The organism is Devosia sp. Micro-HW1, from assembly GCF_056341075.1.
Genome location: NZ_CP094375.1, coordinates 2,206,445 through 2,220,807 on the forward strand (window position 1 = coordinate 2,206,445; position 14,363 = coordinate 2,220,807).

The 14,363-nt window shown below is 64.1% G+C and carries 15 protein-coding genes; 11 read left to right on the forward strand and 4 right to left on the reverse strand.

Features of this window, described 5'->3' with window-relative positions:
* Positions 1-681 carry a response regulator gene (locus MQW79_RS10475; protein WP_476584430.1) on the forward strand — a complete coding sequence of 227 codons (681 nt, stop codon included), beginning with the start codon at positions 1-3 and terminating at the stop codon, positions 679-681.
* Between the two features lie 85 nt (positions 682-766).
* On the opposite strand, the gene MQW79_RS10480 is transcribed toward MQW79_RS10475, so the two are convergent.
* On the reverse strand, positions 767-982 hold the full coding sequence (locus MQW79_RS10480; protein WP_476584431.1) for a cold-shock protein: 216 nt from the start codon (positions 980-982) through the stop codon (positions 767-769).
* Positions 983-1,377: 395 nt separating this feature from the next.
* Between MQW79_RS10480 and MQW79_RS10485 the strand changes: the two genes are divergently transcribed.
* The 3 genes from MQW79_RS10485 to dxs all read left to right on the forward strand — a co-directional run bounded on the left by MQW79_RS10485 (position 1,378) and on the right by dxs (position 7,037).
* On the forward strand, positions 1,378-3,075 hold the full coding sequence (locus MQW79_RS10485; protein WP_476584432.1) for a L,D-transpeptidase family protein: 1,698 nt from the start codon (positions 1,378-1,380) through the stop codon (positions 3,073-3,075).
* A gap of 253 nt (positions 3,076-3,328) precedes the next feature.
* Positions 3,329-4,963 (forward strand): peptidoglycan L,D-endopeptidase MepK, encoded by a 1,635-nt coding sequence (gene mepK / locus MQW79_RS10490; protein ID WP_476584433.1) that lies wholly within the window; start codon positions 3,329-3,331, stop codon positions 4,961-4,963.
* 145 nt (positions 4,964-5,108) lie between these two features.
* Positions 5,109-7,037, forward strand: coding sequence for a 1-deoxy-D-xylulose-5-phosphate synthase (dxs, locus tag MQW79_RS10495; protein ID WP_476584434.1), 1,929 nt, complete (start codon positions 5,109-5,111; stop codon positions 7,035-7,037).
* A 177-nt stretch (positions 7,038-7,214) separates the two neighbouring features.
* On the opposite strand, the gene MQW79_RS10500 is transcribed toward dxs, so the two are convergent.
* The gene (locus MQW79_RS10500; RefSeq protein WP_476584435.1) at positions 7,215-7,676 is read right to left on the reverse strand and encodes an Lrp/AsnC family transcriptional regulator; all 462 of its coding nucleotides are present in this window, start codon (positions 7,674-7,676) and stop codon (positions 7,215-7,217) included.
* Positions 7,677-7,832: 156 nt separating this feature from the next.
* On the opposite strand from MQW79_RS10500, the gene MQW79_RS10505 reads away from it, so the two are divergent.
* Together MQW79_RS10505 and MQW79_RS10510 are read left to right on the forward strand one after the other, a co-directional pair.
* The gene (locus MQW79_RS10505; RefSeq protein WP_476584436.1) at positions 7,833-8,543 is read left to right on the forward strand and encodes an aspartate/glutamate racemase family protein; all 711 of its coding nucleotides are present in this window, start codon (positions 7,833-7,835) and stop codon (positions 8,541-8,543) included.
* Between the two features lie 85 nt (positions 8,544-8,628).
* The gene (locus MQW79_RS10510; RefSeq protein ID WP_476584437.1) at positions 8,629-8,856 is read left to right on the forward strand and encodes a flagellar basal body rod C-terminal domain-containing protein; all 228 of its coding nucleotides are present in this window, start codon (positions 8,629-8,631) and stop codon (positions 8,854-8,856) included.
* 190 nt (positions 8,857-9,046) lie between these two features.
* On the opposite strand, the gene MQW79_RS10515 is transcribed toward MQW79_RS10510, so the two are convergent.
* Positions 9,047-9,310 carry a DUF2312 domain-containing protein gene (locus tag MQW79_RS10515; RefSeq protein ID WP_254675418.1) on the reverse strand — a complete coding sequence of 88 codons (264 nt, stop codon included), beginning with the start codon at positions 9,308-9,310 and terminating at the stop codon, positions 9,047-9,049.
* A 297-nt stretch (positions 9,311-9,607) separates the two neighbouring features.
* Here MQW79_RS10515 and MQW79_RS10520 point away from each other — a divergent pair, with 297 nt between their 5' ends.
* The 4 genes from MQW79_RS10520 (at position 9,608) to yddG (ending at position 13,467) form a co-directional block, all read left to right on the forward strand.
* Complete coding sequence (locus tag MQW79_RS10520; protein ID WP_476584438.1) at positions 9,608-10,147, forward strand: DUF1036 domain-containing protein; 540 nt, start codon at positions 9,608-9,610, stop codon at positions 10,145-10,147.
* Complete coding sequence (gene pyk, locus MQW79_RS10525; protein ID WP_476584439.1) at positions 10,144-11,583, forward strand: pyruvate kinase; 1,440 nt, start codon at positions 10,144-10,146, stop codon at positions 11,581-11,583. The genes MQW79_RS10520 and pyk overlap by 4 nt, the downstream gene beginning before the upstream one ends.
* 126 nt (positions 11,584-11,709) lie before the next feature.
* A complete protein-coding gene (locus MQW79_RS10530) occupies positions 11,710-12,402 on the forward strand; it encodes a L,D-transpeptidase (RefSeq protein ID WP_476584440.1) in 693 nt (230 codons plus the stop codon).
* Between the two features lie 168 nt (positions 12,403-12,570).
* Positions 12,571-13,467: an aromatic amino acid DMT transporter YddG gene (gene yddG, locus MQW79_RS10535; RefSeq protein WP_476584441.1), complete on the forward strand. Its 897-nt coding sequence runs from the start codon at positions 12,571-12,573 to the stop codon at positions 13,465-13,467.
* 64 nt (positions 13,468-13,531) lie between these two features.
* On the opposite strand, the gene ykgO is transcribed toward yddG, so the two are convergent.
* Positions 13,532-13,657 (reverse strand): type B 50S ribosomal protein L36, encoded by a 126-nt coding sequence (gene ykgO / locus MQW79_RS10540; protein ID WP_476584442.1) that lies wholly within the window; start codon positions 13,655-13,657, stop codon positions 13,532-13,534.
* 182 nt (positions 13,658-13,839) lie between these two features.
* Between ykgO and MQW79_RS10545 the strand changes: the two genes are divergently transcribed.
* Positions 13,840-14,340 carry a response regulator gene (locus MQW79_RS10545; protein ID WP_476584443.1) on the forward strand — a complete coding sequence of 167 codons (501 nt, stop codon included), beginning with the start codon at positions 13,840-13,842 and terminating at the stop codon, positions 14,338-14,340.
* Positions 14,341-14,363 lie beyond the last annotated feature (23 nt).

Here is a 14,363-nt window from a genome sequence, read left to right on the forward strand (position 1 = left end):
ATGAAACCCCGCATCCTCGTCGTCGACGACGAGCCGCAGATCCAGCGCTTCCTGCGTCCGGCCCTCGAAGCGGTGGATTTCGAGGTCGAAACTGCCGACACCGCGGCCATGGCCAAACGCCTCGCTGCCACGCGCTCTCCGGCGCTGATCGTGCTCGATCTGGGCCTGCCCGATGGCGACGGCAAGGACGTCATCACCACAGTCCGCGCCTTTTCCAGCGTTCCGATCATCGTGCTCTCCGCGCGCGACCAGGAAACCGAAAAGATCGCAGCCCTCGATGCGGGTGCCGACGACTATCTCGAAAAGCCCTTCGGCATTGGTGAGCTGCTCGCACGCATCCGCGTCGCCCTGCGCCACATCGCACCGTCTGTCGCGGCCGCGGGGCCGCAGACCTTTGGCGCGGTGACGCTGGACCGCGAGCGCCGCGCCGTGACCCGCGCGGGCCATCCCGTGCATCTCACGCCCAAGGAATATGACCTGCTGGTGCTGCTGGCCGACCATGCGGGCCGCGTGGTCACCCATGCCACTGCCCTCGGCCGCATCTGGGGCCCGGCCCATAGCCAGGACACGCAGTATCTGCGTGTCCTCGTCGGCCAGTTGCGGGCCAAGCTCGACAACGACGATGCCGGCAGCGTCATCGTCAATGAGGCGGGCGTCGGCTACCGGCTGGTCGAGCGCTGAGTGCTTCAACCGCCCTGTCCGACCACCGGAAACGACGAAGGCCGCCCTGGGGCGGCCTTCGGAACTCCAGGCTTTGCGCCCGAACTTACTTTTCGAGAATGATGTTGATCGCGGACTCGCGGCCATCACGACCGGTTTCGAGTTCGTACGAGATCTTGTCGTTCTCGTAGAGGCCGTCGACGCCCGAACGCTGGACGGCGGAGATGTGGACGAAGTGGTCCTTGCCGCCATTTTCCGGGGTAACGAAGCCGAAGCCCTTGGTGGTGTTGAAGAACTTAACGGTGCCGTTGATTCTGGACATAGGTATTTCCTTTTGGCTCGGAGCACATGCAAACGAGCAATTCTCCCCTTGGCAACATGCTCGGGGGGTATAAACGTTCGCAAATCATATCGAGAGCCAGAGCTGGAAAGACCAGCATGCAGCGAGCCGACTTAGGCTGAAAACGTATGACGCCCTTATTGCAGATATTGATGACCAGAACAAGGCGAACCGCGTTCGGCTGGCCTGCATCCCCAAACACCCGGCACCTGCGACCCCGGGACGACATCCGTTGCAGGTCTGCCACAGGCGCGTTTCACGAATTTGCGAGCAATTGCCCCTGTTAAGGTTTGCAGCGTATTGAGACCGGAGCGGCGGGCTCTTTCGGGCCGGATTCGGCTTGAGCCGGGTCCAGCGTCGCGCCGTCAGGAGCAATGATGAACAAGGTTCTGGTCAGTCTGGTCGCCCTTCTTGCCGCCACCGTTTCTGTGGTGCCGGCAAACTCCCAACAGGTGGCGGAGATCAAGGCCAGCCGCATTGTCATCGCGCCGCCCCAGACCGAACTGGCCCGCACCATCAAGGAAGGCCTGTCGGCCGCCTATTACGGCGCTCGTCCCGAGACGGCGGCCCATGCCGAGGCGCAGCGGCTCTATTTTCTCTATGGCGAACGCCATTTCGAACCGATCTGGCTGTCCGAAGACGCCAAGGGCAAGGTCACCTTTTCTCCGGCGGCCGCCAAGCTTATCGCCCTGTTTGAAAAAGCCGGGGCCGAGGGGCTCGATCCGGCCGACTACCTGACGCCCTCCATCTCGCGCGACAAGCTGGGCGGCGACGGGGTCGCGCTGGCCACGCTCGAAACCGCCTTTTCGGCCGCGACGATGCGCTATGCCCGGCACATCCACAATGGGCGCATCGACCCGCTCTCGATCAGCCCGCTGCTCGACATCAAGGCCAAGCCCATTGACGAAGCGGCCCTGCTTGAGCAGCTGGCCGGGAGCGACAATCCGGCCGCAATCCTTGCCAAGCTCGAACCGCAGCATCCCGAATTCCAGGCGCTGAAGGCGGCACTCGCCACGTTCGAGCAGTCCAACGCCACCCGCCCCACCCCGATCAGCGACGGCCCGGTGCTGCGCCCCGGCAATTCGGATGCGCGCCTGCCCGCCATTCGTGATCGCCTCAAGCTCTCGGCCTCCACTTCGGAGCTTTATGACGACCTCACCGTCGGCGCCGTCGAGGCCTTCCAGGAAGGTCAGGGTCTTGAGGTCGACGGCATTATCGGGCCGGCGACGGTGGCCGCGCTCAATGGCGGCGCCGCCACGCGGCGCGAGGATATCATCGCCAATATGGAACGCTGGCGCTGGATGCCGTCGGACCTCGGCGACTTCCGTGTCTTCGTCAACATTCCCGAATACCGCCTCTGGATCGAGCGCGACGGCCAGGCCGAATATACGACCCGCGTCGTGGTCGGCACCACGCGCAACCAGACGCCGGTCTTCTCCGACAATATCCGGCATGTGGTGGTGAACCCCTATTGGAACGTGCCCTCGTCCATCATTCGCGGCGAGATCGCCCCGGCGGTCCTGGCCAATCCGGGCTATACCGACAGCCACAATATGGACCTTCTCTATAATGGGTCGCCGATCAGCCCCTGGCAGGTGGACTGGAGCCAGGTCTCACCCTCCAATTTCCCCTTCCGCGTGCGCCAGCGGCCGGGTGCAGGCAATGCGCTGGGCCAGATCAAGTTCCTCTTCCCCAACAAGCACGACGTCTATCTGCACGATACCCCATCCAAGTCGCTGTTCTCGCGCTCCTACCGCGCCTTCAGCCATGGCTGCGTCCGCGTTGAAGACCCCATGGCCTTTGCCGATGCGCTGATGGCCAATGAGCCCAATATTTCGCGCAGCTCGCTCGAGGCCATGTTCGGTCCCAGCGAGCGCTGGGTGAACCCGCAGACGCAGATTCCCGTGCACCTGGCCTATTTCACACTGCGCATCGATGCCGATGGCACCATCCGCTCCTATGGCGATGTCTATGGCCACAATGAAAAGCTGATTGCCGCCATGGGCCTCAATCCCGTGGCCGAACCGGCCATTGTTGCCGCAGTCGAGACGGCACCGGCCGAACTTTCGCCCTGATTGAAACGGCGCGGCCCGGACCTCCGGATCGCGCTTTTCTTGCGATCTGACCGCCTCTTCACAAATGCACCGGTTAACCCGGCGTTAGTATTTTCGCCTTGGTTGCGCCCCGTTTTTACCTTAGTAACAGGGACGTGAGGGGGCATGGGAGCCTGTTCACAACTGGTTAGCGTTAATCAATTCGTGCGAATTGGACGCTAACGTCCCACCATTAATCTGACGAGTGAACCGGACAGAGTTTGGCGTGGCGGTTATGGGGTTGATCAATTGGCGGCGTGCCGCGCGGGTTCTTGCCGCAGCGGTGGTGAGCATTACGGCTTTGCTTCCGGTCGTGCCGGCGCAGGCGGCGAGCGAGCGCGCTCTCTATCTTTATTATACCCATACCAAGGAGACGGCGCGCATCGTCTTCAAGCGCAATGGCAGCTATGTTCAGTCGGGCCTGCGCGAACTCAATGTTTTCCTGCGCGACTGGCGCCAGAACGAGCCGGCCAATATGGATCCGCGCCTCTTCGACCTGATCTGGGAAGTCTATCAGGAAGTCGGCGGCACCCAGCCCATCAACGTCGTTTCCGCCTATCGCTCGCCCAAGACCAATGCCATGCTGGCCGCCAAGTCCTCGGGCGTGGCCGACAATTCCCAGCACATGCGTGGCACGGCCATGGATTTCTTCATCCCCGGCGTGCCCCTGACGCGTCTGCGCGCCGCTGCCATGAAGAAGCAGGTCGGCGGCGTCGGTTACTACCCGACCTCGGGCAGCCCCTTCGTGCATCTCGACACCGGTTCGGTGCGCGCCTGGCCGCGCATGACCCGCGCGCAATTGCAGGAAATCTTCCCCGACGGCCGCACCATGCATCTGCCGACCGATGGCAAGCCGCTCTCGCAGGAGGGCTATCAGGTCGCCATGGCCGAATGGAAACGCTGCCATGCCTATCCCTGCGGCGGCTCATCGTCCTCGGGCACCCAGGTCGCCAGCACCGGCGGCAACGGCCGAACGCTGATGGATGTGCTGTTTGGCGGCAATGACCAGGCTGCTCCCGAGGCCGCGCCGGCCCCGCAGGTGCAGACTGCCTCGCTGGTCCCCCAGCAGCGGCCATCCTCTCAGGTCGCCCCGACCATGCCCGTCAGCCGCCCCGCCGATCTGGGTGGCGCCGAAATGGCCGTGGCTTCGCTGACCGACACCACGATCCCCTTCGGCGCCGCCGGCAGCGCGCCGCTGACCCCGGAAGAGCTTGGCCTTGTCGCCGCCGTGACCATGCCGGTCCGCATGCCGGCCGACCTGCGCGAAAATTCCGCGGTAACGGCGCTGGCGGCCCTCACCGCCCCCACCATGCCGACCCCGCGCGTCATCATGACCGAGCCGGGAGCCGACATTCTCACCGCCTATGCCGCCGCCGGTCCTGCGACGGAACCGGGCGCGCAGCGGGCGCTGGAAATGATCATCCAGAATTCGACCACCGGCAGCGTCACGCCCAGCCCCACCACCAGCCTTCCGGAGTTGCCGGCGCTGGTTCCGGCTGCGCGCACCGCCTCGCTCGGTGGCGACGTGACCTCGCTTTTCTCAGGCACCTTTGGCGCGACCGACGCCGCCGAGGCAGCGCCGCTGGCCGATGCACTGGCCCAGCTGGTGGCCCGGCAACCGGTTCCGGGCGACATGCGGCGGCCTGATCTGGTGCCGCCCGATCTCGAACATGTAGCCGATATTTTCACCGATCCGGCCGCCCTGACGTCCGATCGCTATGCCGTCATCTTCGACCACGATGTTGCCGACTTCGATCCGACCCCAGAAATGGGCGCCCAGGTCACCGTCAAGGGCATTGGTGCGAGCGACTTCATTCCGGTCCACAACCGCTTTACCCGCGTGGCGCCACCGGCGGTTGCCGGCCAGTAGGCCCGGGCCGGGCAAGTGGTGCCCTCTAAAAGCCAGAAAGGCCCGCAATAACAGGCGGACCCTTCGCCGCATCCGGCCCCATGGCATTGCCAAGCCCGGACCCTGCGCCTAAACAGGGTCGATCCAGACTTCCATGGGGACACGCTTGCCCGACAAGCCCGAAACGCCGCTGCTCGACACCGTCAACTCGCCCGCCGATCTGCGCGCCCTGCCGCGTGAAAGCCTGCGGCAGCTAGCCGACGAAGTGCGCGCCGAAATGATCGACGCCGTCTCGGTGACGGGCGGACACCTTGGCGCCGGGCTGGGCGTGGTCGAGTTGACCGTGGCGCTGCATGCCATTTTCGACACCCCGCATGATCGCATCATCTGGGATGTCGGCCACCAGGCCTATCCACACAAGATCCTGACCGGCCGCCGCGACCGCATGCGCACGCTACGGCAGAAGGACGGCCTCTCCGGCTTCACCCGCCGCGCCGAAAGCGAATACGACCCCTTCGGCGCCGGCCATTCCTCGACCTCGATTTCCGCCGGCCTGGGCATGGCCGAGGCCAGCAAGCATCTCGACACGCCGCGCAATGTCATCGCCGTCATCGGCGACGGCGCCATGTCGGCGGGCATGGCCTATGAGGCCATGAACAATGCCGGCGCCATGGATGCGCGCCTCATCGTCATTCTCAACGACAATGACATGTCCATCGCCCCGCCAACCGGAGCCCTGCGCACCTATCTCGCACGACTGGTCTCGGGCCCGGTCTATCGCGGTACCCGCGAGGCGGCGAAGAACATCGTCCACAAGCTGCCGCCATTCCTGCACGAGCCCGCTCGCAAGACCGAGGAATTCGCCCGCTCCTTCTTCACGGGCGGCACGCTGTTCGAGGAACTGGGCTTCTACTATGTCGGGCCCATCGACGGGCACAATCTCGACGACCTGCTGCCGATTCTCGAAAACGTGCGCGACATGGGCGATGGCCCGGTCCTCATCCATGCCGTGACCAAGAAGGGCAAGGGTTATGCCCCGGCCGAAAACTCGGCCGACAAGTATCACGGCGTCTCCAAGTTCAACGTCATCACCGGGGCCCAGGCCAAGGCGCCGTCCAATGCGCCCTCCTATACCTCGGTCTTTGCCTCCTCGCTGATTCAGGAAGCCGAAGCCGATCCGCGCATTGTCGCCGTCACCGCCGCCATGCCCTCGGGCACCGGCCTCGACAAGTTCGCCGAGCTGTTCCCCACCCGCATCTACGATGTGGGCATTGCCGAACAGCATGCCGTGACCTTTGCCGCCGGCATGGCGTCCGAGGGCGCCCGTCCCTTCTGCGCCATCTATTCGACCTTCCTGCAGCGCGCCTATGACCAGGTCATCCACGACGTGGCCATCCAGGGCCTGCCGGTGCGCTTTGCCATCGACCGTGCCGGCTATGTCGGCGCCGATGGCCCGACCCATGCCGGCAACTATGACAATGCCTATCTCGGCGCCGTGCCCGGCATCGTGCAGATGGCCGCCGCCGACGAGGCCGAATTACGCCACATGGTGGCGACCGCTGCCGCCTATGACAAAGGCCCGATCAGCTTCCGCTATCCGCGTGGCGATGGCATGGGCGTCGACATGCCCCAGCGCGGCGAAATCCTGCCCATCGGCAAGGGCCGCATCCTCCGGCAGGGCTCGACCATTGCGCTTCTGTCCTACGGCACGCGCCTCGTCGAGGTCCTCGCCGCTGCCGACAAGCTGGCCGCTCTCGGCCTCAACCCGACCGTTGCCGACGCGCGCTTCATGAAGCCGCTCGACGAGGAGCTGATCGCCAGGCTGGCCCAGACCCACGACGTGCTGGTGACCACGGAAGAAGGCGGACTTGGCGGTTTCGGCAGCCATGTCGCGACCTTCCTTGCCTCCAATGGCCTCCTCGACGGCAAGCTGCGCTTCCGCCCGCTGATGATCCCCGACACCTTTGTCGAGCATGCCAGCCAGGCCGACATGTATGCCGCCGCCGGCCTCGACCGCTCAGGCATCGTCGCCACTGCGCTCACCGCGCTTGGCTATGACCAGGCCGCCATGCAGGCGGCTCTGGCGAAGGTCTGACGGCTAGCACGTCTTCTAGGCTCAAGCGCGGTGCCTCAGCGACCGTCATTGCCCGGCTTGTCCGGGCAATCCACCCTGCTGCGTCATCATGGACCACCCGGACAAGCCGGGTGGTGACGATGGGCGCAGCAGTGAGCGCCCCTGGCGCACGTTCCCCAAAAGGGTCAGCGTGTTCCCTCACGCATAATTCGTCGGCACGCCCTTGGCCTGCTTCACCGTTTCCATCGAGATATAGGCCGACATGTCGAAGAGCTCGATGCGGCTCACCAGCTGCTTGTAGACCACGTCATAATGCTCGACATCGGGCAGCACGATCTTGAGGATATAGTCGAAATTCCCCGTCAGCCGATGCACCTCGACGATCTCGGGCACCGCATTGACCGCCGCGTGGAATTTCTCCAGCCAGTCGGCCGCATGGCTGCCGGTGCGCACGATGACGAAGACCGTGGTCGGCAGCCCGACCTTGCGCCGATCCAGCTCCACCAGGGTCCGGGCAATATAGCCTTCTTCCCTGAGCCGGGCGATCCGCCGCGAACAGGCGGAAGCCGACAGGGCCACGGCTTCGGCAATATCGGCTACCGGCGTTTCGGCATCCGCCTGCAGGAGGCTCAAAATCCTGCGATCACGATCATCCAGCATCGTCAGCCACTCCCCTGATGCATCCAGATTGCACAATATTGCGGAATTGCGCAATCACGACGCGCCGGCACTCCATCAGCCGCCCATCTCTGCATGCCGCCAGCTCGGGAGGCGCGGCACACTGATTGCAACACGGTGATTGGAGCGGAGGACACCATGAAGACCATTGGCCTGATCGGCGGCATGAGCTGGGAATCCACTGCCGTCTACTACCGGCACATCAATCAGGAGGTGCGGCGCTTGCGCGGCGGCCTCGCCTCGGCCGACATCGCCCTGCGCTCGCTCGATTTCACGGAAGTGGTCGCCCTGCAAAAAGCCGGTCGCTGGGATCTGGCCGCAGCGCTTCTCGGCGAAGCCGGGGCAGGTCTGGCCAGGGCCGGGGCCGATTGCATCCTGATCTGCACCAACACCATGCATCTGGTGGCCGAACCGGTTGCGTCAATGGTTGGCGTGCCGCTTATCGACATCATCACCGAAACCGCTGCCGTGCTGCGCGCCGATGGCCGCAAGCGTCCGCTGCTGCTGGCCACCCGCTACACGATGGAACACGGCTTCTACACCAGCCGCATGCAATCACTGGGCCTCGACGTCATGGTGCCCGACGCCGAGAGTCGGCAGATCGTGCATGACGTGATCTTCGACCAGCTCTGCCAGGGCAATGTCTGCGACCGCTCGCGCACCGCCTATCTCGCCATTATCGACAAGGCTCGGGCCGCGGGAGCAGACAGCGTCATCCTGGGCTGCACCGAAATCGGCATGCTGCTCGATCCCAAAGCCCTGGCTTTGCCTGGCTATGACTCGACCACCATCCACGCCGATGCGGCCATCCGCTTCGCGCTGGGCGAGGTTCTGCACCAGGCCGCGTGACTTTCGCAGCGCCTTGCACCGGCGAGGCTAACGATTTGTTGAGACGTTTGCCGCCTTGCTGGAAGCTGAACCAGCAGGATCGGTCATGACGATTTCCAGCATTTCCATTGCCGCATCCGGCATGCACCGGGCCAGTCACCAGCTCGAGCAGAGCGCCAGCCGCATCGCCCGCATTGGCGTCGAGGGCAATGACGTCGATATCGGAACAGAAATGGTCAATACCATTCAGGCCAAGAACGACTTCAAGGCCTCGGCCAAGGTCGCGAGCGTGGCCAGCGACATGTCCAAGGCCCTGCTCGATATTCTGGTGTAGCTGTCTTCAGGTTCGCTTAAGAGCACTGTGCCTCAAGCCCGCCGACTGTCATCCCGGCGAAGACCGGGATCCATATTGAGAGCTCAGCATGGACCCCGGCCTTCGCCGGGGTGACACCGAGTCGGGGAACAATTCAGCGTGGAACTCAGGCGCCGAGGCGCCCGCTGCTCCACGGAAGGGATCAATCCCTTCAGAGATCCGACGGCCCCTCGACCATGCCCAGGGCCGACATGTAGAGCTCGAGCAGGGCTTCCTGCTCCATGCGCTCATTGGCGTCCTGCTTGCGGATGGTCACGATCTTGCGAAGGATCTTGGTATCGAAGCCATTGCCCTTGGCTTCGGCGTAGATTTCCTTGATATCGGCGGCAATGGCCGCCTTTTCTTCTTCCATGCGCTCGATACGCTCGATGAATGCGCGCAGCTGGTCCTGCGCGACGCTGTCTTCAACGGCCATGGCTACCTCTGGTCTAGCTGCCGATGACCGCCGTCAGGCTTGGTCTCCGGCATGAAAACGAAACGGGAATTGTCCGGCCCCCATGAACCCCAGACACCGGTCCGGTTCAACCCTTTTATGGGCCAATCCACACCCTGCGGCCCCGGCGTGGAAAATCGGCAAAGGCCCAGACTTCGCCACTTTTCTGACCAGAGCGCGGAACATGCCCGCAATTCCGTCAAATCAGGCCTTTAGCCATTGACCTCCCCACTGCCATACGATCAAAGAAGGGCACGTTTTTCGGTGATTTCCGGCGCCATGGTGAACACAATCCGCCTCGGTTCGACCCTCCTGTTCGCAGGCCTTTCCAGCCTTTTTGCCATGGCGGCTGTCACGCCCGCCCATGCCGAACTGCGTGTCTGCAACGAGACGGCTAACCTGATTTCGGTGGCGCTCGGCTACCGCGCGGAGCGCGGCTGGATGAGCGAAGGCTGGTGGCAGGCCCCTCCGGGCGATTGCCGCACCCTCTATCAGGGCGACCTGCAGCGCCGCTTTTATTACCTCTACGCGGTCGACGATATCGGCGGCGGCGCATGGGACGGACAAGTCTATATGTGCACCCGTGACGAAACCTTCACAATATTCGGGGTTGAGGATTGCCTCGCCCGGGGCTATGAGCGCACCGGGTTCTTTGAAATCGATACACAGAACCGCTCCGACTGGACCTTGCAGCTCACCGAGAATGCGGGCGAGCCAAGTGTTGTCGGTCCGGATCTGGGTGAAGATCTCGAAGACCCTGCCTTCCTGGTAGACGACCCCGCAGCCACCACAACGCCAGAAAATACGGATACGCAATGAGACGGATCAGACGCGCGAAGATCCTCGCAACCCTCGGGCCTGCCAGCAACGAGGAGTCCATGATCGAGGAGCTGGCCAAGGCCGGCGCCGACGTCTTCCGCATCAATATGAGCCATGCCAGCCATGAGCTCATGCACCAGACCGTCAAGCGCATCCGCTCGGTTGAGGCGCGCCTGAAGCATCCGATCGGCATCCTCGCCGACCTTCAGGGGCCCAAGCTGCGGGTCTGGAAGTTCGCAGGCGGCTCCGTCAATCTCGTGGCCGGCCAGAAGTTCACGCTCGACAGCGAGCAGAACGACAATGGCAATACCGAACGCGTCTACCTGCCGCATCCCGAAATCATCGAAAGCGTTTCGGTTGGCGACCGTCTCCTTCTGGACGATGGCAAGCTGCAACTCAAGGCAACTAAAGTCGGAGGCGGCGTCATCGAGACCGAAGTCGTCTATGGCGGCAAGCTCTCCGACAAGAAGGGCGTCTCCCTGCCCGACACGCTCCTGCCCACCGGCGCCCTGACCGAGAAGGACCATGCGGACCTGCTCGAAGCGCTCAAGGCCGAAGTCGACTGGGTGGCGCTGAGCTTCGTGCAGCGTCCCGAAGACATTATCGACGTGCGCAAGATCGTCCAGGGGCGCGCCGGCGTCATGGCCAAGATCGAAAAGCCGCAGGCCATCGAGCGCCTCGAAGAGATCGTCAAACTCTCCGACGCCATCATGGTCGCCCGTGGCGATCTGGGCGTCGAACTGCCGCTCGAACTGGTTCCGGGTCTGCAGAAGCGCATGATCCGCATGTGCCGCCGCTACGGCAAGCCGGTGGTCGTGGCCACCCAGATGCTCGAGAGCATGATCACCGCGCCGGTCCCGACCCGCGCCGAAGTGTCGGACGTCTCCATCGCCGTCTTCGAAGGCGCCGATGCGGTCATGCTCTCGGCCGAAAGCGCCTCGGGCCAGTATCCGGTCGAAGCCGTCACCACCATGGCCAAGGTTGCCGTGGCCGTCGAAAGCGACGCCAACTACCGCAACATCATCAAGGCTGCCCAGACCGAGCCGGAGGCCACTGCCGCCGACGCCATTTCGGCCGCCACCCGCCAGGTTGCCGAAACCCTCGACCTGGCCGCCATCGTCACCTACACGGCCTCGGGCTCGACCGGCATCCGCGCCGCGCGCGAGCGTCCGAGCAAGCCGATCATCGCCCTCTCGCCCAATCTGCGCACCATCCGCCGCCTGTCGGTGGTCTGGGGCATTCATTGCGTGCAGACCGAAGACGCGGTCAACCTCGAGGACATGGTCGATCGCGCCTGCGTCATCGCCTATCAGGAGGGCTTTGCCCGCCCTGGCGACCGCATTGCCATCACCGCGGGCGTGCCTCTCGGCACACCGGGCGCCACCAACATGCTGCGCATCGCCTTTGTCCGTCAGGACGGCGCCGGCTCAAGCTGAAGTGTGACCGAACAGCATCATTGAGGAAGGCCCCGACTGGTTCGGGGCCTTCTTTTTTGCTCTCTCGCTTGCAGGCGTGCCGGGCAAGGATCAGGATCAGGCCATGGGAAACAGGGGGCGCGTGTCATGGACACACAGAACGCACTGACTGAAGACCGACTGACCCGAACGAGCGCAATGGGCCGCAGGGCCTTCCTTCTCGGCTCCGCCGCCAGCCTCGGGGCGCTTGCCCTTGCCGGCTGCAGCGGCAGCACCATAAGGGCGCTCAGCAAGGCTGAAGCCGACGAGGTCTACGGGCCGCTCCCCAACGAGCGTTTCCCCGTGGAAGCGGTCAATCTCAACAAGGTCAACGAGAAATACTGGCGCCGCACCGTGCGCTATGACAGTGCCGAGGCGCCCGGCACCATCGTCGTCGATCCGCGCAATCACTATGTCTATCGCGTCGAAGGGCAGAACGTCGCCACCCGCTATGGCGTCAGCGTCGGTCGGGCCGGGTTCCTGTGGAGCGGTGACGCCTATATCGGCCGCAAGGCCGAGTGGCCGGTCTGGACCCCACCCAGGGAAATGATCGCCCGCCAGCCCGAAGTCGCCAAATATGCCGGCGGCATGGCCCCCGGCCTCGACAATCCGCTCGGCGCCCGCACGCTCTATCTCTACCAGGATGGCGTCTATACGCTCTATACGCTCTACAGCACCCGCCAGGCCGAGACGATCGGCAACGGCATTTCATCGGGCTGCATCGGCCTGCTGACGCAGGACATGATGCATCTCTACGAGCGCACCCCTGTCAACACCAAGGTCATCGTCCTCAAGGCCTGACCCCGTCGCGGTCATATTGAAGCCGTCGCAGCGCGGCCCGCCCAACGCCTCCCCTGATGGGAGATCGGGCGGGGATGCGCGACGTACGGGTGGTCTGAACGCCCACTGGCGCGCCCCACCCCTCCCCGCGTTCGACTGTTGCGGGGTCTTTTACTGTAGAAACTCATCATGACCGCCGCCTCGACCACCCAGACTGTTCGCGCCACCGCCATCGGCCTTGTCGCCATCCTGCTCTGGGCGTCCGTGGTTGGCATGATCAAGTCGGTCTCGACCAGTTTTGGCGCCACGGGCGGCGCGGCCCTGCTCTATACGCTGGCCAGCCTCTTCCTGCTGCTGACGCTCGGATTGGGCGACCTGCGCAGCTTCCCGCGCCGCTATCTCTGGGTCGGGGGTCTGCTCTTTGTCAGCTACGAGCTCTGCCTGGCCCTCTCCATTGGCTACACGTCCACGCCTCGCCAGGCCATCGAAGTGGGCATGGTCAACTACCTCTGGCCGACCCTGACCCTTGTCGGCACCGTGGTCTTCAATCGCCAGCGAGTGAGACCCTGGATCCTTCCCGGCCTCCTCCTTTCCATGGTGGGTATCGTCTGGGTCCTGGGCGGCGACGCCGGGTTTTCCCTGCCCGCCATGCTGGACAATATCCGGCGCAATCCGCTGAGCTATGGCCTGGCCTTCGCCGGTGCGCTCATCTGGGCCGCCTATTGCATCGTCACCCCGAAAATGGCCAATGGCCGCAATGGCGCGACGCTGTTCTTCGCCCTCACCGCCCTCACGCTCTGGATCAAGCTGGCCTTTACCGGCGACATCTCCTGGACCGTCGGCTTTGCCGACGTGGTGATCCTCGTCCTTGCCTCCGCCGCCATGGGCTTTGCCTATGCCGCCTGGAATGTCGGCATTGTCCATGGCAATGCGACCGCCCTCGCCACCGCTTCCTACTTTACCCCGGTGCTGTCGGCGGCCTTTGCCGCCATCCTGCTCCAGTCCGCCCTGCCGCTCTCCTTCTGGCAGGGCGCGGCCATGGTCAGTGCCGGTTCGCTTCTGTGCTGGCTGGCAACACGGAAATAACCGCCCAGATGCAACAAGGCCGCATCTGCATGCGGGCCTTGTCGAAATCGTCAGCGGTAAACGCTTAGCCCTGGCGGGCCTTGAAGCGCTTATCCACCTTGTTGATGATGTAAACGCGGCCGCGGCGGCGGACGAGCTTGTTCGCGCGGTGGCGAGCCATCAACGCCTTCAGCGAGTTGCGGACTTTCATCTTTGCAATCCTTGGTCAAACAAAATGGGCGCTAGTGCGCCCGAAAACTGGCCTCTTCATAAGGAAAGAGACCGGAGCTGTCAACGCGCATTGCGCGGGGTTTTCCCCACTCCCGGCCCGTTAACGCGCGGGTGACCGGCAGGCTCTATTCTAGCCCGGATTTCCTCGCAAGCGGTCCATGGATGAGCAGCCAGAATACCAGCAAAACCGGGGCCCTGATCATCGACCCGCAGGCCAATATGGCCGCGCTGGTCGCCGACATGCTGCGCGGACTGGGCAAACGCGACATCCGCGAGGCCTGGGATGCCAACCAGGCCCAGATCGAGCTGCGCCGCCGACCCTATGAAGTCATCGTCATCGACGATGCCCTGAGCAATCCCGATGCCGTCGATCTGGTCAGGCGCCTGCGCGCCGACGCCACATCGCCCAACCGGCTGACGCCGATCATCATGACGGCGGCGGCGCCTGATGCGGCCCGCATTGCCGCGGCGCGCGATGCCGGGGTCACCGAATTTCTGCGCAAGCCCTTTGCCGCCAGTCATCTCAAATCCCGGCTCGACGCCATGGCGAGCAAGCCACGCTCCTTCATCGAAGCGGCGCACTATGCCGGCCCGGATCGTCGCCGCAGGGTGCAGGACATTGCCACACCCGATCGGCGCGGCCACGAAAGCGCGGAAGACTAGAGCACTTCCCGCAAAGGTGGCGA

What these genes read in the sequence shown, in the direction of transcription:
- MQW79_RS10475 (WP_476584430.1), top strand. Translation starts at nt 1, where the DNA reads ATGAAACCCCGCATCCTCGTCGTCGACGACGAGCCGCAGATCCAGCGC.
- MQW79_RS10480 (WP_476584431.1), bottom strand. Translation starts at nt 982, where the DNA reads ATGTCCAGAATCAACGGCACCGTTAAGTTCTTCAACACCACCAAGGGC.
- MQW79_RS10485 (WP_476584432.1), top strand. Translation starts at nt 1,378, where the DNA reads ATGAACAAGGTTCTGGTCAGTCTGGTCGCCCTTCTTGCCGCCACCGTT.
- mepK (WP_476584433.1), top strand. Translation starts at nt 3,329, where the DNA reads ATGGGGTTGATCAATTGGCGGCGTGCCGCGCGGGTTCTTGCCGCAGCG.
- MQW79_RS10500 (WP_476584435.1), bottom strand. Translation starts at nt 7,676, where the DNA reads ATGCTGGATGATCGTGATCGCAGGATTTTGAGCCTCCTGCAGGCGGAT.
- MQW79_RS10505 (WP_476584436.1), top strand. Translation starts at nt 7,833, where the DNA reads ATGAAGACCATTGGCCTGATCGGCGGCATGAGCTGGGAATCCACTGCC.
- MQW79_RS10510 (WP_476584437.1), top strand. Translation starts at nt 8,629, where the DNA reads ATGACGATTTCCAGCATTTCCATTGCCGCATCCGGCATGCACCGGGCC.
- MQW79_RS10515 (WP_254675418.1), bottom strand. Translation starts at nt 9,310, where the DNA reads ATGGCCGTTGAAGACAGCGTCGCGCAGGACCAGCTGCGCGCATTCATC.
- MQW79_RS10520 (WP_476584438.1), top strand. Translation starts at nt 9,608, where the DNA reads ATGGTGAACACAATCCGCCTCGGTTCGACCCTCCTGTTCGCAGGCCTT.
- pyk (WP_476584439.1), top strand. Translation starts at nt 10,144, where the DNA reads ATGAGACGGATCAGACGCGCGAAGATCCTCGCAACCCTCGGGCCTGCC.
- MQW79_RS10530 (WP_476584440.1), top strand. Translation starts at nt 11,710, where the DNA reads ATGGACACACAGAACGCACTGACTGAAGACCGACTGACCCGAACGAGC.
- yddG (WP_476584441.1), top strand. Translation starts at nt 12,571, where the DNA reads ATGACCGCCGCCTCGACCACCCAGACTGTTCGCGCCACCGCCATCGGC.
- ykgO (WP_476584442.1), bottom strand. Translation starts at nt 13,657, where the DNA reads ATGAAAGTCCGCAACTCGCTGAAGGCGTTGATGGCTCGCCACCGCGCG.
- MQW79_RS10545 (WP_476584443.1), top strand. Translation starts at nt 13,840, where the DNA reads ATGAGCAGCCAGAATACCAGCAAAACCGGGGCCCTGATCATCGACCCG.